General features: G+C 41.0%; 16 protein-coding genes. 4 read left to right on the forward strand and 12 right to left on the reverse strand.

Annotation, left to right across the window (positions count from 1 at the left end; all coding sequences use genetic code 11):
- Window positions 1-4: 4 nt before the first annotated feature.
- From ABFX33_RS11295 to ABFX33_RS11330, 8 genes are all read right to left on the reverse strand, one after another.
- Window positions 5-1,468 carry a RagB/SusD family nutrient uptake outer membrane protein gene (locus tag ABFX33_RS11295; protein ID WP_346086162.1) on the reverse strand — a complete coding sequence of 488 codons (1,464 nt, stop codon included), beginning with the start codon at window positions 1,466-1,468 and terminating at the stop codon, window positions 5-7.
- Window positions 1,469-1,482: 14 nt separating this feature from the next.
- Window positions 1,483-5,043 (reverse strand): SusC/RagA family TonB-linked outer membrane protein, encoded by a 3,561-nt coding sequence (locus ABFX33_RS11300; protein ID WP_346086163.1) that lies wholly within the window; start codon window positions 5,041-5,043, stop codon window positions 1,483-1,485.
- Between the two features lie 83 nt (window positions 5,044-5,126).
- Complete coding sequence (locus ABFX33_RS11305) at window positions 5,127-6,311, reverse strand: FecR family protein (protein WP_346086164.1); 1,185 nt, start codon at window positions 6,309-6,311, stop codon at window positions 5,127-5,129.
- A 152-nt stretch (window positions 6,312-6,463) separates the two neighbouring features.
- On the reverse strand, window positions 6,464-7,051 hold the full coding sequence (locus ABFX33_RS11310) for an RNA polymerase sigma factor (protein WP_120261184.1): 588 nt from the start codon (window positions 7,049-7,051) through the stop codon (window positions 6,464-6,466).
- A gap of 239 nt (window positions 7,052-7,290) precedes the next feature.
- Entirely contained in the window at window positions 7,291-7,731 is a 441-nt protein-coding gene (locus ABFX33_RS11315; RefSeq protein WP_120261185.1) for an RrF2 family transcriptional regulator, read from the reverse strand.
- Between the two features lie 152 nt (window positions 7,732-7,883).
- Window positions 7,884-9,527: an alkaline phosphatase PafA gene (pafA, locus tag ABFX33_RS11320; RefSeq protein ID WP_120261186.1), complete on the reverse strand. Its 1,644-nt coding sequence runs from the start codon at window positions 9,525-9,527 to the stop codon at window positions 7,884-7,886.
- Window positions 9,528-9,708: 181 nt separating this feature from the next.
- Window positions 9,709-12,510 (reverse strand): excinuclease ABC subunit UvrA, encoded by a 2,802-nt coding sequence (gene uvrA, locus ABFX33_RS11325; protein ID WP_346086165.1) that lies wholly within the window; start codon window positions 12,508-12,510, stop codon window positions 9,709-9,711.
- A gap of 110 nt (window positions 12,511-12,620) precedes the next feature.
- Window positions 12,621-12,767 carry a hypothetical protein gene (locus ABFX33_RS11330; RefSeq protein ID WP_346086285.1) on the reverse strand — a complete coding sequence of 49 codons (147 nt, stop codon included), beginning with the start codon at window positions 12,765-12,767 and terminating at the stop codon, window positions 12,621-12,623.
- Between the two features lie 187 nt (window positions 12,768-12,954).
- Here ABFX33_RS11330 and ABFX33_RS11335 point away from each other — a divergent pair, with 187 nt between their 5' ends.
- The 3 genes from ABFX33_RS11335 (at window position 12,955) to ABFX33_RS11345 (ending at window position 18,441) form a co-directional block, all read left to right on the forward strand.
- Window positions 12,955-13,461 (forward strand): ecotin, encoded by a 507-nt coding sequence (locus ABFX33_RS11335; RefSeq protein ID WP_120261188.1) that lies wholly within the window; start codon window positions 12,955-12,957, stop codon window positions 13,459-13,461.
- 294 nt (window positions 13,462-13,755) lie between these two features.
- Window positions 13,756-16,923, forward strand: coding sequence for a SusC/RagA family TonB-linked outer membrane protein (locus ABFX33_RS11340; RefSeq protein WP_346086166.1), 3,168 nt, complete (start codon window positions 13,756-13,758; stop codon window positions 16,921-16,923).
- A 30-nt stretch (window positions 16,924-16,953) separates the two neighbouring features.
- Window positions 16,954-18,441, forward strand: coding sequence for a SusD/RagB family nutrient-binding outer membrane lipoprotein (locus ABFX33_RS11345; RefSeq protein ID WP_346086167.1), 1,488 nt, complete (start codon window positions 16,954-16,956; stop codon window positions 18,439-18,441).
- Between the two features lie 155 nt (window positions 18,442-18,596).
- On the opposite strand, the gene typA is transcribed toward ABFX33_RS11345, so the two are convergent.
- The 4 genes from typA to ABFX33_RS11365 form a co-directional block, all read right to left on the reverse strand.
- Window positions 18,597-20,402, reverse strand: a complete 1,806-nt coding sequence (gene typA / locus ABFX33_RS11350) for a translational GTPase TypA (RefSeq protein ID WP_120261192.1) — start codon at window positions 20,400-20,402, stop codon at window positions 18,597-18,599.
- A 78-nt stretch (window positions 20,403-20,480) separates the two neighbouring features.
- Window positions 20,481-21,671 (reverse strand): glycine C-acetyltransferase, encoded by a 1,191-nt coding sequence (gene kbl, locus ABFX33_RS11355; protein WP_257095796.1) that lies wholly within the window; start codon window positions 21,669-21,671, stop codon window positions 20,481-20,483.
- A gap of 275 nt (window positions 21,672-21,946) precedes the next feature.
- Window positions 21,947-23,194 carry an ABC transporter permease gene (locus ABFX33_RS11360; protein ID WP_346086168.1) on the reverse strand — a complete coding sequence of 416 codons (1,248 nt, stop codon included), beginning with the start codon at window positions 23,192-23,194 and terminating at the stop codon, window positions 21,947-21,949.
- 147 nt (window positions 23,195-23,341) lie between these two features.
- Window positions 23,342-23,767, reverse strand: coding sequence for a DUF2147 domain-containing protein (locus tag ABFX33_RS11365; RefSeq protein ID WP_346086169.1), 426 nt, complete (start codon window positions 23,765-23,767; stop codon window positions 23,342-23,344).
- Between the two features lie 467 nt (window positions 23,768-24,234).
- Here ABFX33_RS11365 and ABFX33_RS11370 point away from each other — a divergent pair, with 467 nt between their 5' ends.
- Window positions 24,235-24,576, forward strand: coding sequence for a phage holin family protein (locus ABFX33_RS11370; RefSeq protein WP_257095798.1), 342 nt, complete (start codon window positions 24,235-24,237; stop codon window positions 24,574-24,576).
- The last annotated feature ends 48 nt before the right edge of the window (window positions 24,577-24,624 follow it).

Consider the following 24,624-nt stretch of genomic DNA (forward strand, 5'->3'; position numbering starts at 1 on the left):
TTGATTATCGTGGATTAATAGGCATATTTGGTGAATTATTCTGTTCTGATTGCGGAATCTGCAAGACATATTTTGGATCATCTTTGCGCATTACAAACTCCTGTCCATTTTTATAGGCATGTTTGATTTCAGGCTTTCCAAGTCGACGTAAGTCAAAAAATCGCAATCCGCCATCGAATGCAGTTTCCAGACGGCGCTCTTCGAGTACTCTTTTCAAAATACCTGCTTTATCACTATAGTCACTTTCCTTTAACCCCATAAACGTTCCTTTTTTGTAACGCGTTACCAACAGATCGTTGAGGTCTTTCAAAGCATTGCTATATTGTTGTTTTCTAGCGTAGGCCTCAGCACGTATCACATAGGCCTCACTGGCTTTAAAGCCAATATAAAACCAATATTTTTCCTGTGTGGCAAACATATGGTACACCGTCTTGCCAACCATGACACCATCAGGCTGTGAAAAGTCTTCAAATGAATCAAACAAGTACTGCCTGTAATCTACCAGATTACCATTTCTTTTAGTCAGGTCCAAAATCTCCTCGGATGGTTTAAATGCTGCCTGAGCATAGTAAAAGATATTATTGTTGGCTCTTCCTGCTGTAAAGAATAGTATTTCTCTATTATAATCTGTATCAATAAAACCTACATTGCCCGAAAAAGCATACTTATTGGACTTACTGTCAATATAAGATTGCATGGTATTGAGGTCGGCGAGCTTTGCACTTGACATCACTTCTCCAGCAAAAGCTATTGCCTGATCATATTGTCCCATAAATAATGACACACGGGCGCGTAATAATTGCACAGTCGTAATATTGAGCCGAAAACGATCATTCGTAGGCTTTCCGCGCAATAGATCTGCGGCCTGCCCCAAATCTGCTTCGATCTGTCCCCATACTTTTCCTAAAGGTTGGCGTACATTATTCTTGCTGAATTCGTTAACATCGACAGCATCAAGAGGCATTGGTACCCCAGGAAGCTCCAGGTTATTTGCCGCATATACATCAGCATACATATTGATCAGATAAAAATAAGCATATGCCCGCAATGCGAATGCTTCACCTTTTATCCTATCGTAGTTTGACTGTTCTTCACTGGTAGGGATGACGTCTTTGAACTTATCCAAGACTGTATTGGCATAAAAAATAGTCTTGTAAAGCTGCCCCCAATAAGGATCGTTTGGACTATTGTCCAATAAATGCGATGAGGCAAACAAGAACCAGGGTTCATCAGCAGCACTGGGTTTATACGTCGTATTGAGATTGACCATCGCGTTATCGGTCATTAATTCGGTTTTATAGAAATAATCGCTGCGTGGATACCCGCCTAATAAAATCGATTCATAATCATTGATTGTTTCGGGTGTCATACTATTGACGGGTTTTATATCCAATAAGCCCGTACAAGATGACAAGCCTACTGCTGAACAAAACAGACCCAACAACAAATATTTAGATGTAGTCTTCATAATAGCTTTTAGGTTTAAAATTGAACTTGTAAAGATGCTGTGTATGATCGTGGCACCGGAAGGAATGTATTTCCAAACGATACCTGAACGGATCTCGAGTCTGCGTAAGACATTTTGCTTCCTTGCGCCTCCGGATCCTGACCTTTCAGTTTAGCATCTTTCCATACATAGAGATTATTTCCCTGTAACATAAGGCGAATATTCTGGATTCCCAATGCCCGCAATCTAGGCGTAAAATAATCATAAGAAATGGAGAGGTTCTGCAAGCGCACAAAATCACCTTTTACTGTTCTCAGATCAGAGTTATCGTACATTCTGCCATTGTATGGTGAAGTACCTGTCACAGCAGCTTCAAACGCAGAGTCTTCAAGTTTAGGGATATTCGTATTGAGTTCATCCCCAGGTTTACGCCATCTGTTTACCCATTCTCTCGACAGGTTCTGTGTGGGCTCTGGAAAAGTCAAGGCATAGTTTTGTGAGAGGTTGCGCAGTCGCATCACATTACCAAAACTACCAATAAACAAGGCTGACAAAGACAAACGCTTATAAGCGAACGTATTGGTAAAACCCAATTGTGTCGTTGGTAGATTGGGTCCCTCGTACTTCAGGCCATCCAAGTTCGTCATACCGTAGAGCACCTTTTCCCCTTCTTTATTGGTATAAAATGTAGCTCTACCATCTGTATTGAGTCCTGCATAACGATAAGACCATACCCCATCTAGTGGCTTGCCAATTACTGCAGATGATGCATAGTTAGTCCGATTTGCTTCTGTCAGACTGCCTACCGTTGGCTTGGCATTAACGTCCAATACCTCATTTTTGTTCAAGCCATAATTGATATTTGATGACCATCTAAAATTCTTAGAATCAATATTGATTGAGCTGACAGAAAACTCCCAACCTCGATTGCGCATTGTCGCCCAGTTCACCTGAAGCGATTCGAATCCGGTCACTTGCGACACTTGTTTTGATCCCAACAGGTCTGTGCCTTTTTTATTATAAAATTCGATAGAGCCCATTAAACGGCGTTTCCAGAAGCCAAATTCAAGCCCCAAATTGGTTGTATAGGTCTTTTCCCATTTGAGATAAGGATTTTTCGGTGCGTTGATAATTAAATAATTGACCGGATTATCTACATTCACGGCGCCGATCGTCGCAACCAAGTCGGAGTAGGCCTGAGAAGCAACATTACCCTGGCTGCCATAGGATCCTCTTAGTGTCAAATAGGATAACCAATCAATCTGATCTAGAAAACGCTCCTGCTTCATCTGATAGTTCGCTCCAAATGCCCAAAGTGGCTGAAATAACTGATTAGTTTTCAGACCAAATCTATTGGAACCATCTGTACGGGCGTTAAAGCTTACAGTATATCTATTGTCAAAGGTATAATTGAATGCACCGAAATAAGATACCGCAGCAGCTTCATCCAGACGTTCTGTCCAATAGGGAACACCCATCTTTTTCATCAGCTCAAACTGTGGCACTTGTTGGTGGCCCCGATCATGTGCATATCCATAGACCTGGGTTACTTCCTCCTCAGTCTTAGATTTACGGATCTCTTGCCCTAGCATCACATTCAAATAATGCTTGTCTTTAAAGAGAGGATTATAGATTATTTGATTCCGAAAGGTAATCGAACCGTTAACTGATGCCTTTCCTCTTCTATAACCTCCATCCTTCCAGATCTGCACTGCTGTATAGTCGACGATATCATAATAATCTTTTTTCCGGCTCCGCACAAAATAACTGTCCTCCAAAGCTATATCTACATCTCGTGTATTTTGCTTTGTATAACTAAACAAGGAGGTGAATGTCAGATCCTTCATGAATTTCCATTCAAAATCCACTGAAGAGCGTAGTCCGAAGTTATTCGCATTTCTCCAGCCCTGTTCCCTGTTTTCCATAAAGTTATATTTCAGGGTATTATGGTAGAAATAACTATAATTTCCATCACTGTCAAAAGCGGGTTGCGCGCGTGTGGTATAGATCGCCCATTCATAGGGATTTTCGCGCGAATCGACAGCAAAAAAACTCTTATTGTCGCGCGCATTGATATCCATCATGACTCCCAATCGCATCTTGGGTGTTAAGAAAGTATAGGCTTTCAATGATCCAGTATAGGTTTTCTGTCCCACGCCTTTCGCGGTCGCCTGATCATTATTGTAGCTTCCTGAGGCATAAAAAGTCGTCTTTTCATTTCCACCGGAAAAACTTACGTTATACCGTTGAGACAGCGAATTCCTGAATAGATGTTTAAACCAATCGGTATTGACCGCTTCCAGATACTTTATCTTGTCTTCAAATTGACCCCAGCTAATCCGCTTATCATTTGCATCAATAAAATAACGTTCAAAATCAGTAACAGTACCATATTCGCCGGGTTTAGGGCTGTTTGCATTAAACAAATTCCGCTGTAACATTTCTAAATTGACGTCCACCCGTTCCTTGGAGTTCATCATATAGGCGTCCGCTATCTGTGGTCGCTCTCCCATAGTTAAGGTGCTTGAAAAATTCACCCGAGTTTTACCAGCCCGCCCCTTTTTGGAAGTAATTACAATGACACCATTAGCGGCTTTAGTTCCATAGATAGCTGTTGCCGCTGCATCTTTTAAGACATTGATGCTTTCAATATCTTCCACATTGACACCACCAATACCAGAAGCGATCAAGTTTCTATTAGTCATAATATCATCAACAGAAACATTCACCGCGTCATCCAGAATAATACCATCGACAACCCATAAAGGCTGCACATTCCCGCTTAACGCAGCAGTACCACGAATGCGAATTTGCGGCATAGCGCCGGGAGCACCCGAAGTACTCATGACCATAAGCCCAGGTACCTGTCCTTGTAGGAGTTTATCAATATTCGGCTGAAATATCGTTTCTAACTGCTCCATATTAACCGTAGCGACTGAACCGGTCAATGATTTGCGTTGTAGGTTTTGGTAGCCTGTGACGACCACATCGTCCAACTGATTTTCGACAGGAGTCAAGCGCACCTCTATCCAAGTCTTACCCTGCATGGATATCTGCAAGGTCTGGAAACCCATACTTTTGAAAATCAATGTTGTATTTGCATTTGTTACCGATAGGATAAACGTCCCATCAGTATCCGTTCCAACAGCATTCTTTGGATTATCTTTTTCGGCCACCGTAATGCCGACCAGCGGTTTTCCCTTATAATCCATTACACGGCCACGTAGCTGTACTTTCTGCTGTTTGGCTGAACGAGGCTTAGGGGTAATTACAATTGTTTTATTATCGATGCTATATTGCAGCGACTGATCTTTAAAACAGTGATCCAATACTTCTTGCACAGTAGCATTCTGCATGTCGATATCCACCGCCGTATTGGATTTGACAAGAGACTCATTGTAGAAGAAATCACAATTGCATTGTCTCTTGATTTCACTAAATACTTGAGAAAGTGGAACTCCCTTCCTCTTTATAGTGACCCGTTGTGCAAAAGCCGCCAGGCTAAACTGCACACAGGTCAGTGCAACAAATAAAATTGCAGTGCGTTTGCCCAAAGCCCTCCTTTTCAATAGGTCTCTGGAATTGAATAAATTCATTTGGTCGTAATTTATTGGTCAAATAATTAAGGTATACTGCTGTCCCCCGCTCAGCAGTGGTTAGTTAGATTGCATAGGTAAAACTACATCATCAGAATCACCCTCCTTTCTTTTGCTCCCCAAGGAGTGATTTGATATTTTATCTGTCCTGTTCTCCGCAAGATGGACAACACTTCTTCTAATGTCTTTTCTTTGGAAATGACTCCTGTAAAGCCCAAGTCGTCAGCTTGGCCGAGTACCCTAACATCTATGCCATACCAGTGCGACAACTCCGCTCCGATCTCTTCCAAACCTGCATTAAAAAATGAAAATTCATTATTTCGCCAAGCGTTAACATTGGATAATAAGGCCGGAGAAACATCGATATTAGTCTTCCCAGGATCGACAACGCTGCATTCTCCGGGGGTCAAAATACGGACTTTCGATGCAGTAGAAACGGCAACACTACCTTCCATCAATGTTGTTGTGGTTCGATTACCAGTATAGGCCTTAGCATTAAAATGCGTCCCCAGCACCTTGATTTTTTGATCATTTGAAACCACCACAAAAGGTTTCTGCTTATTATGCGAAACTTCAAAATAAGCTTCTCCCTCCAGATAAACGACACGTTCGGATCCAACAAAATTAGCATCGTAACGTAATTTAGTACCCGTATTGAGCCAAACTTTGGTTCCATCAGTCAACACGATTGCTCCAGTTTTACCCGTTGGAACGTTAATTTCCTGTACCATAGGTTCGGAGGCATTCTCAAATTTTTTGATTTCAAAAAAAGAATCTTCATTTGTTGTTTTTGCAGCAGCGTATTGCGTTTTGCTACTATCCGTCAACTCAATTTTCTCGCCATTCGGCAGCGTTAATGTCATCAGTGATTCCACTTTGGGGCTTTCCATATGTTTATTCGTGACAGTAACAGCGGTAGTGCTTGAAGCTTCCTCATATGCTTTATATTGATACCCTCCTACATAAAGAATTAGTATTGCTGCCGCAGCGGCCACCCATGGCCATAAACGGATCAAAATGGATGGTTTCGTTTTAATCTCTTCTCCGGTGAGCAGCGATTCTAAGATTGGATATTGGTTTTTCGATTGGGTATACAGTTCCTCAATAATGTCCTCTTCCTCTAGCTGATCATCCATTGCTGCATCCATATACATTTCCAGTTCCTCACGAAAAGATTCGTCAGCGAATAATGCTACCAACCAAGCGGCCTGCTCCGGCGTGCAGGTGCCGGCTAAGTATTTCTCGAAAATCTCCTTTTTATCGTACATAATAATCGCTCAAATCACAGCCTTAATAATCTTAATACGGAGAAGACATAGAAAGTCTATGCTTAGAAAATCATTTTTTTTAAAAAAATTTAAAATTAGGTTTAAGGAGGATAAAAGAGACTATTGAGACTAACCTTATGTGAAGCAAATCCCTAGTTAAGAAGCCCCAAAAGTGTTATCAACAGCATAAACAGTTTGGCTCCGAGTTCCTGTTTTAAAAAACGCATAGCTTTGGCCATGTGATCTTTTACAGTACCAACTGAAACTTCATGGATCTTTGCGGCTTCTTCATAACTCTTTCCCTGGAATTTGCACAACAGGAAGATTTCTCTGCGCTTGGGGGGTAATTTTTCTATCGCTTTTGATAGTTCATCAGATAGCTGTTCCAACGTATCATTGGCTTCGTCCAGTTCATAATATAAGGTTGCCTGTGTCAGAAGTGCTTTACGCACAGCTTCATCTGTAGCTGATTGGCGAAAATAATCAATGGTCAGGTTACGGGCTATTGTATGTAGCAATGACCAAACACCTTTCTCGGGAATAATTTTGGCGCGCATATCCCATAATCGTACGAAGGCAATTTGATGTATTTCCAACACATGCTCCTCGTCTGGTAGCAATCTGTTCAGCTTGTGCAACAAGGTGGGAGAATAGTGTTCATAAAGCTTAGAGAAAGCCATTTTGTCTCCCTTAATTAAAAGAGAAACCAGCTTAACCTCATCATTTTCATCGTTTTTCAAGTGATCTGTCCGTATATTATGAATGCCCTAAAATTATAAAATTTATCTTATTCTAAAGCAAAACTCCAATTATTGTCTATGCCAATAAATCATCATGCTAAAGGGCCTTATTCTGCCAAGATATGTTTTTAGAACCTTCAGTATAAAAAAACAGCAGTAAGCTTGCGCCACTGCTGTCTATACTATTCATTGCAAACAAGCTTTTTTGTCTAGTCTGCAGACGGCATCGAACAAGTCGATTATTCGACGTTTAGATTCAACTCTTTTTCTTTATTGATTAAATGCGCAATGCTGGTGTCATTCAAAATTTGCAGCATCGCATTCCGCACTTCCACAAATGTATCACGGATGCCACAGGCATGCTCTTCGGTACACTCTTCACAGGAACGATAGAAATTTAGACTGACACAAGGGAGCAAAGCAATAGGTCCATCGATCAGACGCATTACCTGAGATAAAAATACATCCTCTGGAGCTTTATTTAGACTATAGCCACCACCTGCACCTTTTTTACTATAAAGAATCCCTGCGTTGCGCATTTCAAGGAGAATCTGTTCCAAGAATTTTTTTGGAATATTTTCTTCCTGTGCAATCTTAACGATCTGCATAGGTTCATTTCCGTAGTTACGACCGAGCACCATAAGTGCCTTAATTGCATATTTTGTCTTTTTGGAAAGCATAATTTGTTAACCCCCTGTTGAATTGCAAATTTACGTTTTTTATTCAATAGAATAAAACCTATAAAACTAGCCTGTAAAAGAAAAGCCCTTAGCACAATTTACCCATTGGATATCCTTATGCTAAGGGCGAATATTATTTGATCATCTAATTGCTATTGGCCCAATACCGCTGTAATGGGTTTACCGATACTTCCATTGGGTTCGGTAATATGCAATAGTGATGAAATTGTAGGCGCAATATCGACAATATGGACCTCGGTATTGGACACACCAGGCTTAATGCCCCAGCCCATAAATACCAATGGAATATGGGAATCGTATCCCGACCAAGTACCATGTGTCGTACCCGTAGATCGTGGCGTACCATCATACCATTGTGGTTCACAAACGATTTGGATAACACCACTGCGTTTGTAATTATACCCATTGATCATTTTTTCACGCACAGGCTCCGGAATCATTAGGCCTTCGCTCTTTTCCATATCTGCGACATATGCAACACCTTCGGTGTGGCGCAATTCGCGAATAATTGTCTCTTTAATTTTATCCCGATCCAATTGAAGCGAATCAATGATTTGATTATTCAAATGAACCTGATAATTCATCATACTCTTGACGATTTTTTCCTGTCCAAATTTCTCTTTCAACTTTTTGTTTAGATCCGAAATAATCTGACGGGAATAGAAATAACCGCCGTTTCCTTTCATATCCATATAGAATCTAGAGTTGTAAGAAGCACCATGGTCAGCTGTCAGGAAAAAGGTGTAATTGCCTTTACCAACAGTATTATCCAGATAAGCAAAGAAATCGGCCAGTTGTTTGTCCAATTGCAGATAAATATCTTCAATTTCCACAGCTGTCAATGAGTAACGGTGTCCAACATAATCTGTCGCCGAAAGACTGACACAAAGGAAATCGGTATTTTTAGTTGGGTTATTTCCCATCTGCTCATTTTTGATGGCTTCCATTGCCAGATCTAAGGTAAACTGATTACCCATTGGTGTTGTTTTGATCAACTCAAGACCTTCGTCTTTCATCAACTTAGATGTCGCACGCGGCAAGGTTGGTTTCTCTTCACCTGGATATTTTCCCTCATAGATATTATCATCAGCAATACTATTCGCTGCATAAGTACTCACATCGTACATTGGCTTCCAGTCTGCCTTTAGGTATTTTTCCGCTAACTTTTTCTTATTGAAATCAACGACCCACTTCGGTAATTGATCCATATAAAAATTGGAGGTAATCCAATTGCCTGACTTCGCTTCAAACCAATAAGCAGCATCCGCAAAGTGACCAGCAGGTAATATACCGCCTCTGTCTTTAATTGCAATACCAATGACTTTAGATTTAAAATTTGACGCCAGTTTCAACTGATCGGTTACTGTAGACGCCAGTAAATTACGTGGGGATTGTTTTCCTTCTTTCTCTGTAGTACCTACACCAACGACATTGTCATCTTGGGTACAATACATATTCTTGCCTGTAAGTTCTTCGATCCAGTCATTACCCGCAATACCGTGGATTGAAGGAACAGAACCAGTGTATACCGAACTGTGTCCTATAGCTGTATAGGTCGGAATATAATTGATCAGGGTATTCTCACAGGAGAAGCCTTCTTTCAAAAGTCGCTTGAAACCATCATTTCCATATCGGTCCGCAAAACGATATAAATAATCCCAGCGCATCTGATCCACCATCAGACCGACGACCAATTTGGGTCTTTCCGGTTGTTGTGCCATGGAGGAGAGTGCGGCTATTCCAAATACGACACTTAAAAAAAATCTTTTAATCATAGTTATAGTATTGAGTATTGAGATATTAGATTTGAGACGCTCAAAATACGAAGTCTCCGACTTACCTAAATCTCCTTTTTTTACTTATTAATTTTAACCGTTGACTTTACTAATCTTAGTTCCTAACTTCAGCAGCCACTGCGCAGGCCCCTTCGTTTAATAACGAATGCTAATGTAGGATTTAATCTTTTAAATGTGTTTTTAAAAATTGCCCTGTATAAGAATCTTTACAATGCGCAAGATCTTCTGGAAGTCCCGTAAAAACAACCTTTCCACCTTTATTACCTCCTTCAGGGCCAATATCAATTACCCAATCCGCCGACTTGATCATATCCATATTATGCTCAATGACCAAAATACTATTCCCGAGAGCAATCAAAGCATCAAACGATTTTAGCAGTTTTTTAATATCCTGAAAATGCAAACCAGTAGTCGGTTCATCAAAGATAAACAGGGTCTTCTTGCTGTTATTACCTTTGATCAGAAAGGAAGCAAGTTTAATCCGTTGGGCCTCACCACCTGAGAGCGTACTGGAAGACTGCCCGAGCTTTACATACCCCAGACCAACATCTTGTAATGGCTGTAACTTAGCCAATATCTTAGGCTGATCGTCAAAGAAGACAATGGCTTCATCCACGCTCAGCTCAAGTATATCTGCTACGGATTTACCTTTATACTGCACATCTAGCACAAACTGTTTGAAACGTTTTCCACCACAGGCCTCACATGGAAGTACGATATCCGCCATAAATTGCATCTCGATCTTCACTTCCCCCTCACCTTGACAGACATCACAGCGTCCGCCCTCGACATTAAAAGAAAACGCAGCAGGTTTCAATCCCGCAGCTTTGGATGCAGCTTGATTAGCATACAAGGCCCTGATCTCATCCCAAGCCTTAACATAAGTCACTGGATTGGACCTTGAAGAACGACCGATTGGATTCTGGTCAACCATTTCGATCTGTTCTACTTGTGCAATATCGCCTTCTATGGAATCATATACACCGGTTTGTTCACCAGAATAATTACCGATTGATTTCTGTAATGCCGGATAAAGAATCCGTTTTACCAAGGAGGTCTTTCCTGACCCCGATACCCCTGATACAACAGTAAATGTATTTAATGGGAACTGCACATCGATCCCCTGAAGATTATTTTCATGCGCTCCCTTTACAGTAATGCTATTGGACCATTTTCGCCGTTTTTTTGGAACTTCGATCTGGCTCTTACCACTCAGATATTGACCTGTTAAGCTCCTATCATCTTTTAGGATCTCACTATAGGTTCCAGCAAATACCATCTCTCCGCCATTGATCCCTGCTTCAGGGCCAATATCGATCAGATAATCTGCTGCCTCCATCATTTCCTGTTCATGCTCAACCACAACAACTGTATTACCTACATCGCGCAAGGATTTCAGTACCGAAATCAAACGCTGTGTATCGCGCGGGTGCAACCCAATACTCGGCTCATCCAATACATAAATTGAGCCAACGAGCGAACTTCCGAGCGAAGTGGCCAAATTGATCCGTTGCGATTCTCCCCCAGATAATGTATTGGACAGACGGTTTAAGGTAAGGTAGCTTAAACCTACATCACATAGAAATTGTAGCCGGTTATTAATTTCGGCTAGTAGGCGTTTGGCGATCACCTTTTCATTTCCTTCCAGGGACAAATCTGTAAAAAATGCCAAAGCTTCTTCAAGAGGCATCAATACGATATCGGTAATTGACCTACCACCCACTTTGACATAGGTCGCATCTTTGCGCAATCTTGTTCCTCTACAGTCCGGACAGTCGGTCTTACCACGATAACGTGATAACATCACGCGATATTGAATTTTATAAGTCTGTTCTTCAAGCTCTTCAAAGAACTGGTTAAGCCCTGTAAAATAACTATTTCCCGTCCAGAGTAATTCTTTTTGCGCTACGGTCAGATCTGAATAGGCACGGTGTATCGGAAAATCAAACTTTAAAGAATTTTTTACCAGCACCTGTAACCATTCGCCCATTTTCTCTCCTCGCCAAGGAGCAATAGCACCATCATAGACAGAACGACTCTTATCTGGTATAACAAGATCTGGGTCTATACCAATGATCTTCCCATAGCCTTCACACCGACGACAGGCACCATAGGGATTATTGAAACTAAAGAAGTTGGGACTAGGCTCCTCAAAAGTAATTCCATCGAGTTCGAACTTATGTGAGAAATGATGTCTTTTATCCTTTTCTTCGATATACAATTCACCTTTACCCTCAAAAAATCCCGTTTGAATGGAATCGGATAATCGATTAATGGTATCATCATCCTGCTCGATACGTACCCGATCCACTACGATCAATACCTCACCGTCCTGAATCGTTTCATTGGCCATGCTCTTATCGTCAATAATGCTTTCGATTTTTTGCATTTTATCTTGATAAACGACACGGACAAATCCTTTCTGCAGTAAAAGAGACAACTCTTCTTTGAGCTTTCGCCCGTGAGAGGGCACCAATGGAGCCAAGAGCGTGACAGATTCTCCCTCGTCAAACTTCAGCGCAAAATCTACCACCGAACTCACGCTATCTTTAGTCACCTCCCTGCCTGATACAGGAGAAATCGTCTTACCGATCCTCGCATATAGTAATTTCAGATAGTCATATATTTCGGTAGAAGTTCCGACAGTAGAACGGGGATTACTGGTAATAACACGTTGTTCAATCGCAATCGCTGGAGCGATCCCCTTGATGTAATCGACTTCGGGTTTATTCATCCGTCCCATAAACTGTCGTGCATAGGAAGAAAGACTTTCAACATACCGTCGCTGCCCCTCAGCATATAGGGTATCAAAAGCGAGGGAAGATTTTCCCGAACCCGACATTCCTGTAATGACAACTAATTTATTTTTGGGAATATCAACATCAATATTTTTCAGATTATTGACTCTAGCCCCTTTTATTTGAATATATTCTTTTGGAGTATGCTCCACTTTTTTACTCATAATAATCCTTATCTCACACAAAGTTACGCAATCTTGGCTGATTATAGTCGCTATGAATTAAAAGCTCTCACGAAAAAATACAGCCGCTGTCATGATACAGTTCTATGAATTTAGAGGTCGCCTTTTTTCATTTCAGCGACAGCATAATCTACGGCTCTAGCTGTTAATACCATATAGGTCAGCGACGGATTTTGCGTTCCTGTTGAGGTCATGAAGGCACCATGATTTGTTACAAAACAAACGATGAACAAATGCATTACCCAGAGCTTATCGGAGGGAACTCTTTTTAAACCTTTCACTGGACCAACAAACAATTATTCTAAATATTTATTCATTACCAATTAATCCTTCTGTATTTTAAGTCGTCTTAGAAATATAGTTTTACAAAACAAAGTAGCAATAGTGATAGAAATTGCGTTTAAAGAATAAAATAAAAAAAAGGTTATGAGAAAAAATGTATTTAAAGTTATGGTCATGATGCTATTCGTTTTCGTCGCATCCACAACAGTAAGTAAAGCACAAATGGTAATTGATAAAATAGACTTAAATATTTTTCCTGCAGCGGAAAAAGGATACAAAAAAATGGTTATCGAAGTTCCGTATTCGGAGAATGATAAGAATAAGAAGATTGAATTCTCTGTAGGTAAATGGATGGAGGTAGATGGTTGTAACAATTTTAATCTAGCTGGTTCCTTTGAGAAAAAAGATCTTCAAGGCTGGGGTTATGATTACTATGTATTTAAAACGAATGGAAATGTAGCAAGCACAATGATGGCATGCCCAGATCAAGCAAAGCGCAATCTTTTTGTAAGTGCTCAACCTGAGACCGTACGTTACAATGGTCGCATGCCTATCGTTATTTATGTCCCTGAAGGCTATGAAGCGCAATTCAAAATCTACACAACGGATGGGGATACCTACCGAGCTGCTGAAGTCAGAGAAAAGAAGTAAACATACAGTTTAGTTACTTAAAATAATAGCAAACAAGCACTGCTTGTGACGGAAAGTCTCCAATAAAAATTGGAGACTTTCTTTTTTTATATGCTGTTTAAAAAAGGTCAACATCATTATTTCTCTCGTTACATTTCTCTCAAAAATTGGCAAGGATACTTTCAAGAACATGATTTACACGACATTACAACAACCAAAAGATCTTAATACTATAAACTTAACACTCGGTTAGTTTAGTATTAATATACAAAGTTTAATATTGCTTACGTTTTCAGACATAAGTATAAAATGATCATGTTTAATCAACCTTCATTACATCTACCAAAAATTGCAGTACTCACGTGTATCTTAACGACGTTATCTGCAAAGGGTTTTGCCCAATCCCAAACATTTCAGGGAAAGCTGATTGATTCAGTGAGTCAGGATGCAATTCATGGCGCAACCATTCGAAATTCTCATCTGAGTAAATTAGTTTCATCAGACCAGGCAGGAAATTTTTCCATTCAGGCGCAAATCGGAGACACTTTACGTATAGGTTTTATGGGTTATCTTCCCAAAAGCTTTATTATTTCAAATCAGGGGCCTCTACAGATTTCGCTATCTCCCAATCAACAATCGCTCAATGAAGTTGTGGTAACTGCCTTAGGTATAAAAAAAGAAAAGCAAGCCATCGGTTATTCCGTACAGGAGATCAAAGGAAAAGATCTGGTAAAAGCCCGTGAACCAAATGCGATCTCTGGCCTTGCTGGCCGAGTATCCGGCCTGACAATTACGCCAAGCACAAATCTATTTGGAGACCCTGGTATCACATTACGCGGAAGAAGCAATATTCTTATCGTTGTGGACGGAATGCCGATCAATACAGACTCCTGGAACCTTAGTCCGGACGACATTGAATCCTATTCGGTATTGAAAGGAGCGAATGCAGCAGCCTTATATGGAAATCGCGGACAGAATGGCGCCATTGTCATTACGACCAAACGAGCGAAGACGGAGGATAAGGGCTTTCAACTAGAGTTCAACTCGAGTACACAATTGCAAACAGGATACAATGCGATTCCTAAGATCCAAACCGAATACGGTCCCGGTTCAAATTTTCAATATGCCTTCAAAGATGGACGTGGTGGTGGAATAAACGACAATGACTATAATATTTGGGGGCCTCGATTTGAAGGGCAGCTTATCCCACAGTACAACAGTCCCATCGATCCTAAAACGGGCGCTTTGGTTCCGCTTCCCTGGGAAGCTCGTGGGAAGGATAACTTGAAGAAATTCCTTCAAAATGGATTGTTAAGCACCAACAATATTGCTATTTCAAGTAAAACGGAGCGTGGGGACATTCGCCTATCAGCTTCTCAGCTATTTCAACGCGGCACAACACCGAATACAAAACTCGGAGGCACAAATATCAATTTAACAGGGGGGATCAATGCCGGAAGCAAATTGAGGATAGACGCAAGCATCAATTACAATAAACAGTATTCGCCAAACTACCCCAATATCGCCTATGGGCCAAACAGTCCCATTTATATCCTAACACTATGGGGTGGCGCGGACTATGACATTAATGATCTGAGGAACTATTGGCAACCAGGCAAAGAAAATGTGCAACAGTACAATCGTGAATACACGATATATGACAACCCTTGGATGACAGCTTATGAAAACCTACGGACTTATGATAAAGATGATATTTACGGCTATGTTTCCGCTAATTACAAATGGAACAGCCATCTCTCTTTCAATGCACGTACCAGCGCAAGTACCTGGAACAGGAACCGAACCATCAAAATTCCAATCTCGGCCAATTTATACAATTACAATATTGGCGGAAGCCGTGTCGGTGGTTACCAAGAGACGTACGATACCTTCTGGGAAAATAACACCGAAGTTTCATTAAAGTATCAAAACCGCATTTCAGAAGACATCGGCTTCACGGGGTCGGTATTCGGAAATTTACGAACAGTAAGTGCAAAATCTTTGTTTGCCCGTACGGATCGAGGTTTGACTGTCCCTGGAGTTTATGATCTAAGCAATTCGGTCATGCCAACCGTATCGACCAACGACCGTGCACTGCGCCAAGTCGGGAGTGCCTATGGTTTTGTGGATTTTGACTACAAAAATATGCTGTTTTTAAATCTGACTGGTCGATTTGATAAGTCGTCGACCATGCCCATAAAAAATAACACCTATTTTTATCCATCTGCTTCCTTAAGTGCCGTCATATCGCAGATGGTATCTTTACCCAAAGTGATCTCATCGCTGAAAGTGCGCGGTGCCTATGCAAATGTTGCCAGTGATTTTGTCAATGAAACGGCACAATATGATATCTACAAGCTTCTGCCAGCCTATACTAATTATGGTCGCTGGGCAAATTCCATGACTGGTGTCACCTATACAGATGTATTACCGAATCCGGATCTCGTAGCGGAGCGTGTAAAGACTGCGGAGATCGGCTTGGAAACCCGTCTCTTTAACAACCGTCTCGGCGTAGATTTAGCGGTATTCCGAAACCTAGAAGGTCCCCGAATCATCGAGCTAGCCACATCGGTCACTTCAGGTGTAAAAGCAAGACAAACCAACGGCTTGACTTTACTGCGAAAAGGAATCGAATTGAGTATCGACGCAACAGCAATCCAACGTGAACGCTTTAGCTGGAATGTATTGGTCAATGCATCGACCAATCATGCCTGGTTGCACGATATAGATGGCCATCAGACCCGATCAGGGGATGTACGCATCGGAGAACGCTGGGACAGCTTCTATGTAAATGATTTTCAACGCGATGAAAAAGGGAATTTAATCGTGGGAACCAATGGTCTGCCGGCCTACAATCCTTACGTCAGCAAGATTGGATACAGCGATAATAAGTTCACCGCAAGTATCAGCAACAGTTTCCGTTACCGTGATTTCAACTTTAGCTTTCTAGTCGACGGCCGCTTTGGAGGATTGATCAAAAATGTGCAGGATGCCAAACAATGGGGTTCAGGAACTCACCCTGAATCGGCCAACAGCTATCGCTTAAAAGATTGGGAAAACAGAGACAGCAAAGACTACAAGGGTTCGATCATGACCGAGGGGCTAAAAATTGTCAAAGGCCAATTGAGCACAGACCAAGATGGTAAAATAATCTCTGATACACGGGAGTTTGCACCAAACGACATCCCCGTTCTATGGCAAAACTGGGCTACCAATTATTACCAATCCGGACCGATTACTGCTAAAGACAGGACATTTGTCAAATTACGGGAAATTGTCTTCAGCTACAACCTTCCGGCTAGTTTACTGAAAAACGCTAGATTTTTACGTAGCGCAAGCGTATCCCTCGTCGGCCGAAATCTATTATACTTTACCGGAAAAGGCACAAAAAACATGGATCTGGATCAATTTACCGCCGCCAGTTCGGATTACCAGACTCCATCGGTAAAAAGCTTTGGTCTAAATATTAATGCAACTTTTTAAAGATTTTAACACATCAAGATATTTTCAACCATGAAATACTTTAAATCAGTCTTACTTTTATTGCTCTTTGGCAGCACGTTGAGCTCCTGTAAAAAAATCGAAGACCTACAAAAGGATCCCGCAGCCGTGTATGATCCTGCCCCCAAACTGCTCTTTACAGGTATATTAATGCGATCTCATGACGCCCCATGGAGCGAAGACCATCGTTACAATCAGTACATGACCCAAAATGAGGCCTATTATACTGGGCAGCCATACAGCTGGACGACAGGTTCCTTTGACACACCTTATGGTGTACTACGAGATGTATATCGGATGGAGATCGAAGCGGCTAAAACACCCGAATTAGGTGCTGTGTACCTCACGCTAGCCAAATTCTTCAAAGCCTATTTTTTTGTCCGCACAACCGAAATGTTTGGCGATATTCCAATGGCAGATGCGCTAAAGGGAGAGGCCAACAACAACTTTGCACCTCGGTACAATACCCAGCTGGAAGTGTATCAGCAAGTGCTCTCCTGGCTAGAGGAGGCCAATACAGAACTGGCTGGTTTTAAAGAGAAAGGCACTATACTTGAGGGTGATTTCTTCTATAACGGAAAGACGGAACAATGGCAGAAGTTGGTCAACTCCCTGAAACTGCGTGTACTGTTAAGCCTGAGCAAACGCGCCGATGATAGTCCTGCGCTACGCATTAAAGAGCGATTTGCAGAGTTGTTGACCAATCCTTCAAAGTTCCCGTTGATTCTTGATAATAGGGACAATTTCCAGTTGCAATACAATGCTATCAATACCTATCCGCTCTGGCCTACTGATGGTGTGATTATCAAAAAAGATGTGCGGAATACCTTGGGAGCAACCTACTTGGATATCCTAAAAACAACCCGGGATCCACGATTGCTGGTTCAGGCATTACCAGCCTCTGCTTTACCATTTGATCCGACAAAACCGTTTGAGGCCTATCAGGGTGGTAAGACCGGCGACCTACAAAGCACCCTCTTGAAACAAGCAACTGAGGGCCAGCTTTCCATGATCAATTTTGACTATTGGCTCGCTTCACCTTCGGGTTTACCATCCATTCAACTTGGAGCTTCTGAGGTGCAATTTGCGCTTGCAGAAGGGATCAATCGTGGTTGGAGCAATGCTGATGCAAAGTCCAGATTTGAAGCCGGCATATCCCTGTCAATGCAGTTTTATGGGATTTCTTCGGATAAGATTGACACCTTTCTAAAAGGTTATGCTTACAAAGGAAATAATTCCGAAGGCTTGAAACAGATACTTACGCAAAAATATGTTGCCTTCTTTGAAAATTCAGGCAAACAGGCTTTCTTTGAGCAACGTCGTACTGGTATACCGGAGTTCAATGTAGGTCCGGCAAATGCCAACAACAACCAGATCCCTAAACGCTGGGCTTATCCGAAAAACGAATATAGCACCAACGAAAGCAATTTAAAAGAGGCTTTGCAACGGCAGTTTAACGGATCAGATACACAAAATGATGTGATCTGGTCTATCAAATAAACAAAATCAATACGATCGCTTGTCCCATTCAATTTATATAAAGGCAAAGAAGAAAAAAGAGAGCGGACAGGAAAAAAAAGTGGTAGAAGCTGATATTAAAAAAGCCATCGAAATAGTATTTCGATGGCTTTTGTCTTATAATCTTTAGTTACCTACTATTGAAATTTTTTAGCGTTTACTTTACGCTCATTTTCTGTCAAGTAGATTTTACGCAAACGGATAGATTGTGGTGTAACCTCGATGTATTCGTCCGCTTGGATATATTCCATAGATTCTTCTAGAGAGAATTTAATTGCCGGTGCGATACGTGTGTTATCATCTGTACCAGACGCACGCATATTTGTCAATTGTTTACCTTTAACAATATTGATCGTTAAGTCATTGTCACGGATGTGCTCTCCTAAGATTTGTCCTTCATAAATATCCACACCTGGATCAACGAAGAACTTACCTCTATCTTGTAACTTATCAATAGAATAAGCAGTTGTTGTACCTTTATCTAAAGAGATCAATACACCATGCAAACGTCCAGGGATTGTTCCTCTCCAAGGCTCGTATCCTTTCAAACGGTGTGCCATAACAGCCTCTCCAGCTGTTGCAGTCAATACGTTGTTACGTAGACCAATGATACCACGAGAAGGAATTTCGAACTCAAGATGTTGCATTTCACCTTTCGTTTCCATCACTAAAAGCTCACCTTTACGTTGTGTTACTAACTCGATCACTTTACCAGAAACTTCTGCAGGAACGTCAACAACCAACACCTCGATAGGCTCACATTTCTTGCCGTCGATCTCTTTCAAGATTACTTGCGGTTGACCTACTTGCAATTCGTAACCTTCGCGACGCATTGTTTCGATCAATACAGATAAGTGAAGGATACCACGTCCATATACCAACCAAGCGTCTGGAGATTCAGTAGGAACGACACGTAATGCCAAGTTCTTTTCTAATTCTTTTTGTAGACGATCGTGAATATGTCTAGAAGTAACCAATTTACCTTCTTTACCAAAGAATGGTGAGTTATTGATCGTGAACAACATATTCATTGTTGGCTCATCAATGCTAATAACTTCCAATTGCTCTGGGTTGTCAAAATCAGCGATTGTATCACCGATGTCGAAACCTTCGATACCAACAACAGCACAAATATCACCACATTTAACTTCTTGTACACGACGACGGCCTAAACCTTCAAATGTATGCAATTCTTTTACACGTGATTTCACGATCTTACCGTCACGTTTTACCAACGAGATTGGTTGACCTTCTTTAATTATACCACGAGCTACACGACCAATAGCAATACGTCCTACGAACGTAGAGTAATCCAATGACGTGATCTGCATTTGCAATGTACCTTCAACAAATGGTGAAGGTGGGAAGTGATTGATGATCGCATCTAATAGTTCAGATACATCTTCTTTCTTTTCTTTCCAATCTGTTGACATCCAACCATGTTTGGAAGAACCATATAATACTGGAAAAGCCAATTGCTCCTCTGTAGCATCTAGGCTAAAGAATAAATCAAATACATTTTCGTATACTTCTTCTGGGCGACAGTTTTCTTTGTCCACTTTATTGACAACAACCAAAGGTTTCAAACCTAAGGATAATGCTTTTTGTGTAACGAAACGTGTTTGCGGCATTGGACCTTCGAAAGCATCCACTAGCAATACAACACCATCAGCCATTTTCAATACACGCTCAACCTCACCACCGAAATCGGCGTGACCAGGTGTATCAATAACGTTAATTTTTACTCCTTTATATTCAACAGAAACGTTTTTAGCGACAATAGTAATACCGCGTTCACGTTCTAAATCGTTATTATCCAGAATTAAATCACCTGTACCATCATTGTCTCTAAAAAGATTTGTGAAGTGTAAGATTTTGTCTACCAACGTAGTTTTACCGTGATCGACGTGAGCGATAATCGCTATGTTTCTAATATTTTGCATCTAGCAAGTAAATTTGTTTTTAAATTCAGGGTGCAAAGATAAACATTTTGCACCATAAAATTTATAACTATGTGTATTTTATTTAATTACACCTAATTCTTTACCTACTTTAGTAAAGGCGGCGATAGCTTTATCCAAGTGAGCAAGCTCATGTCCTGCTGAAATTTGAACACGAATACGAGCTTTTCCCTGAGGTACAACAGGATAGTAGAAACCGATCACATAAATACCTTCGTCCAACATCTTAGCAGCAAAAGCTTGTGCAAGTTTCGCGTCGTAAAGCATCACAGGGACGATTGGGTGGAAACCTGGTTTGATATCAAATCCTGCTTCCGTCATTTTTTCACGGAAATATTTGGTGTTGGATTCAAGTTTATCACGCAAAGCGGTTGTCTCACTCAGCATATCCAAAACCGCAACAGAAGCGCCTGCAATTGCTGGTGCCAATGTATTTGAAAATAAATAAGGGCGTGAACGCTGACGTAACAAATCAATGATCTCTTTTTTACCTGATGTGAAGCCACCAGAAGCACCACCAAGGGCTTTACCAAGTGTTCCGGTAATGATATCTACACGATCAATCACGTTGAAAAGTTCATGCGTACCGCGACCTGTGGCACCAATGAAACCTGTACAATGCGATTCATCGATCATCACCAAAGCTTGATATTTGTCAGCAAGATCACAGATCTTGTCCAATGGCGCTACTGATCCGTCCATAGAGAATGCACCATCGGTAACGATGATTTTGTGTCTTGCTCCTGAGGCTGCCTGCAACTGTGCTTCTAAATCTGCCATATCCGCATTCTTATAACGGAAACGTTGCGCTTTACACAAACGTACACCATCAATGATCGAAGCGTGGTTCAATTCATCGGAAATAATTGCGTCCTCAGCACCAAACAATGGTTCGAAAACACCGCCATTCGCATCGAATGCCGCAGCATATAAAATCGTATCTTCTGTTCCTAAAAACTGGGAAATCTTTGCTTCTAATTCTTTATGTACATCTTGTGTACCACAGATAAAACGTACAGAAGACATGCCATAACCATGTGTATCAATGGCCCGCTTTGCCGCTTCGATAACCTTCGGGTGAGAAGATAGTCCCAAGTAGTTGTTTGCACAAAAATTGATGACTTCCTGCCCTGTGCTCACTTTAATATCTGCTCCTTGAGGGGTAACAATCACCCGCTCTTGCTTATACAATCCCGCTTCTTTGATTGCTTCCAATTCCTTTTGTAAAACTGGTTGTAATGTATTGTACATAATTCGAATTTATTTTTTTATACAATATTACAGTTTTTCTTTGGTGGAAACAGCCTGTTTATTGAGAATTCACCTCAAATCAATGTTTTGATAACATTAAACCGTTTGCACAAATTTATACCACCCTTTCATTTCCTTCCTTTTGCAACGAATAATGGCATCATCATGGAATAGATAACTGGCAAGCCTCCTCGGGTCACGGGCAGCATGACAGCGGAGTGTTAAATGTAGCAACTGATAGGGATCAACATGTACTAATTTAATACAGATTTGGTTTATTCGTAACGCAGCGCATCCACGGGATCTAATTTCGAAGCTTTTGATGCGGGATAATAACCAGATAACATCCCCACAAGACCACATACTGCAAATCCAAGAATAATAGCTGCCCAAGGAATAATAAAGGATGTCCCCAGTTGAAGGGCCAATAAATTACCGATCAGGATGCCTATAAATATACCCGCGACGCCGCCCATCATACAGATGACAATGGCCTCCATCAAAAATTGCTTGCGTATCACACTGGGTGTAGCCCCTATTGCCTTCCGTATACCTATCTCCCGTGTCCGTTCGGTAACCGACACCAGCATGATGTTCATCAATCCAATAGATGCACCAACAAGGGTAATAAAAGCAATCACGACAGCTCCTAGGGTCACCATCGCCATATTCTGCATAAGCATTTGTGCTACAGCATCGGATTTGGTAATCTCAAAATCATTGGTTTGTCTTGCAGATAGCCCGCGAATATTCCGAAATACAATGGAAGCTTCTCCAATTGCAGCTTCTAATCGCATTGGATCATTAGAAGAAACGGTGATGACATAGGAAGGTTCCACGACCTGCATAACAGATCTTGCTTTCACCAAAGGGATAAAACACGCTCTATCGCCCCCCATACCTGCAGAGGACCCCTTGCTTTTCAGCACGCCTATCACCTGATAACGAATGTTATTGACTGTGATATATTGCCCTATTGGATCTATGATTTCACTAAAAAGCATTTTACTGACCTCGCTACCAATAATAATCACGGCTCCACCGGTCTCCACATCCCGAACAGAGAAATTCCGTCCCTCACTGACTACATATCCTGAGGTTTGAAGATAATTTTCATCTGTCCCGATGAGTCCAATATTTGGATTGGTTTTTTTGGATTGAAATTTTACGGTCGAATTCCAGGTGACATTGGCACTGATGGAGGTTATCGCGTTAAAATGAAAATTCTGTCTGAAACGGGATGCTTGGGCATAGGTTATATTTGCGAAGACCTTGGATCGAGTTCCACCGGTACCAATCTGAACATTTATACCCCGATTTCGAATATTGAATGAGTTGGAGCCCATGGAGGAAAAAGAATCCGTGAGGGAATTTTTCATGGCGTCAATAGATGTCAACACGCCAATCAGGGCCATCATCCCAATAGCTATAATCAACGCTGTTAAAAATGTCCGAAGTTTATTGCCTACAATAGATTGCAGCGCAAGTTTTACGTTCTCAACATACGACATTTTTACGGACATACAGCGATTATTATAATTTGCAGATGAAAATACTGTTATTCCTCCACAAAACCAAAAGGCAATTTATTCTAATGAAATAAATTGCCTTTTTTATACCAAACCATTGCCATCAAGAAGGTCGGTTTTGGGTTGCTCGCTTTGTACCTATCAGTTTATCCTCTTCCAGGTTTCAGTCCTGCCCAATAAGCTGACCCCCACATAGCCACGTATGTCAAGTTTATCACCTTTTAAAGTCATTTTACAGCTATAGGTCTTTCCTGTTTTTGGATCATAGATTTTTCCATCCGCATAGGTATTTCCGTCTTTTGTAAAATTGGTCAGGATCTCCAATCCCTGAACCGCCCTACTCTGAAGCGCTTTGTCAGGATTTTTCACATCTTTCTTGGGCTGTCCGGACTCATTGTTTGGAAATTTAAGCCAGTAGAGTTTACCGAAAAATTTGTCTCCTTTTTTATAAATCTCCACACGCCCCTCACCACTTGGGTTTTCCCATTTTCCGATGATCGGATCTGTTTGTGCAAACAATGTTACTGTAGCAAGTAACATGATGAATGACATCATAATTTTCTTCATTGGTCTACTATTTATGAGTTATAACTAAAAAACGATCGCTAGTCTCTTATTTATTAATATAAATAAATATACAAAATATTTACTATGCTTGCATACATTTATATTCTGTGATTTCAATTTATTTAAATAGACACAAAGATTCGCTTTTGGTTTAACTTTACACTCCTCATTATCAAGTCTTATTTGGGGCTTATTCAACCTCGCATGACTCTTAGTACGCCCTTCTTTGTAAATCTTATCCCCTTTTTCTGTCGTTTCGCTATAGATCACGTACTGAATCGATAAGGAAACGGTAGCGAATTAATCGTTGACTTCCGAACAAGATCTAAGCAGATCCGGACAAAGTGTGAGAAAAGAGCAAACGAAATACCAGTTTATCAGCATTTGTACATTAAATTTTGGCATCGCGTTTGCACGATAGTTTTTATATTATTACTTTATTCACTGTTTATAAATTAGCGCATATTATGAAATTTATTATTAGTCTTTTACTCACCGGAGTTATTGTCGCAATCGCTTGCTGGATTATACCGGGTGCAAAAGTTGCTGGTTTTGGCTGGGCTATTGTCACAGGATTGGTTATCGGGTTTGTCAATGCTACTGTAGGTTCTATTTTGAGGCTGTTCACCTTTCCTTTGAACTGGCTAACGCTGGGTCTGGTTTCCTTTATTATCACTGTTTTAATGGTCTTGCTTTCAGACTCACTCCTTGGAGACAAGTTTAATGTGGATGGATTTTGGACTGCGGCCTTATTTGCCATTGTTGTCGCAATACTAGAAATGATCATCGGAAGTACTTCAAAAGACTAAAATTATATTTATTGAATAGAAAAGGCTGTTTTTCATATATGAAAAACA

This window comes from Sphingobacterium ginsenosidimutans (genome assembly GCF_039536865.1).
In the GTDB taxonomy this organism is placed as follows: Bacteria; Bacteroidota; Bacteroidia; order Sphingobacteriales; family Sphingobacteriaceae; genus Sphingobacterium; species Sphingobacterium detergens.

Coding starts and splice junctions, on each gene's coding strand:
- ABFX33_RS11365 (WP_346086169.1), bottom strand. CDS start 23,767: ATGAAGAAAATTATGATGTCATTCATCATGTTACTTGCTACAGTAACA.
- kbl (WP_257095796.1), bottom strand. CDS start 21,671: ATGTACAATACATTACAACCAGTTTTACAAAAGGAATTGGAAGCAATC.
- ABFX33_RS11340 (WP_346086166.1), top strand. CDS start 13,756: ATGTTTAATCAACCTTCATTACATCTACCAAAAATTGCAGTACTCACG.
- uvrA (WP_346086165.1), bottom strand. CDS start 12,510: ATGAGTAAAAAAGTGGAGCATACTCCAAAAGAATATATTCAAATAAAA.
- ABFX33_RS11360 (WP_346086168.1), bottom strand. CDS start 23,194: ATGTCCGTAAAAATGTCGTATGTTGAGAACGTAAAACTTGCGCTGCAA.
- ABFX33_RS11295 (WP_346086162.1), bottom strand. CDS start 1,468: ATGAAGACTACATCTAAATATTTGTTGTTGGGTCTGTTTTGTTCAGCA.
- typA (WP_120261192.1), bottom strand. CDS start 20,402: ATGCAAAATATTAGAAACATAGCGATTATCGCTCACGTCGATCACGGT.
- ABFX33_RS11370 (WP_257095798.1), top strand. CDS start 24,235: ATGAAATTTATTATTAGTCTTTTACTCACCGGAGTTATTGTCGCAATC.
- ABFX33_RS11300 (WP_346086163.1), bottom strand. CDS start 5,043: ATGAATTTATTCAATTCCAGAGACCTATTGAAAAGGAGGGCTTTGGGC.
- ABFX33_RS11345 (WP_346086167.1), top strand. CDS start 16,954: ATGAAATACTTTAAATCAGTCTTACTTTTATTGCTCTTTGGCAGCACG.
- pafA (WP_120261186.1), bottom strand. CDS start 9,527: ATGATTAAAAGATTTTTTTTAAGTGTCGTATTTGGAATAGCCGCACTC.
- ABFX33_RS11315 (WP_120261185.1), bottom strand. CDS start 7,731: ATGCTTTCCAAAAAGACAAAATATGCAATTAAGGCACTTATGGTGCTC.
- ABFX33_RS11305 (WP_346086164.1), bottom strand. CDS start 6,311: ATGTACGATAAAAAGGAGATTTTCGAGAAATACTTAGCCGGCACCTGC.
- ABFX33_RS11335 (WP_120261188.1), top strand. CDS start 12,955: ATGAGAAAAAATGTATTTAAAGTTATGGTCATGATGCTATTCGTTTTC.
- ABFX33_RS11330 (WP_346086285.1), bottom strand. CDS start 12,767: ATGCATTTGTTCATCGTTTGTTTTGTAACAAATCATGGTGCCTTCATG.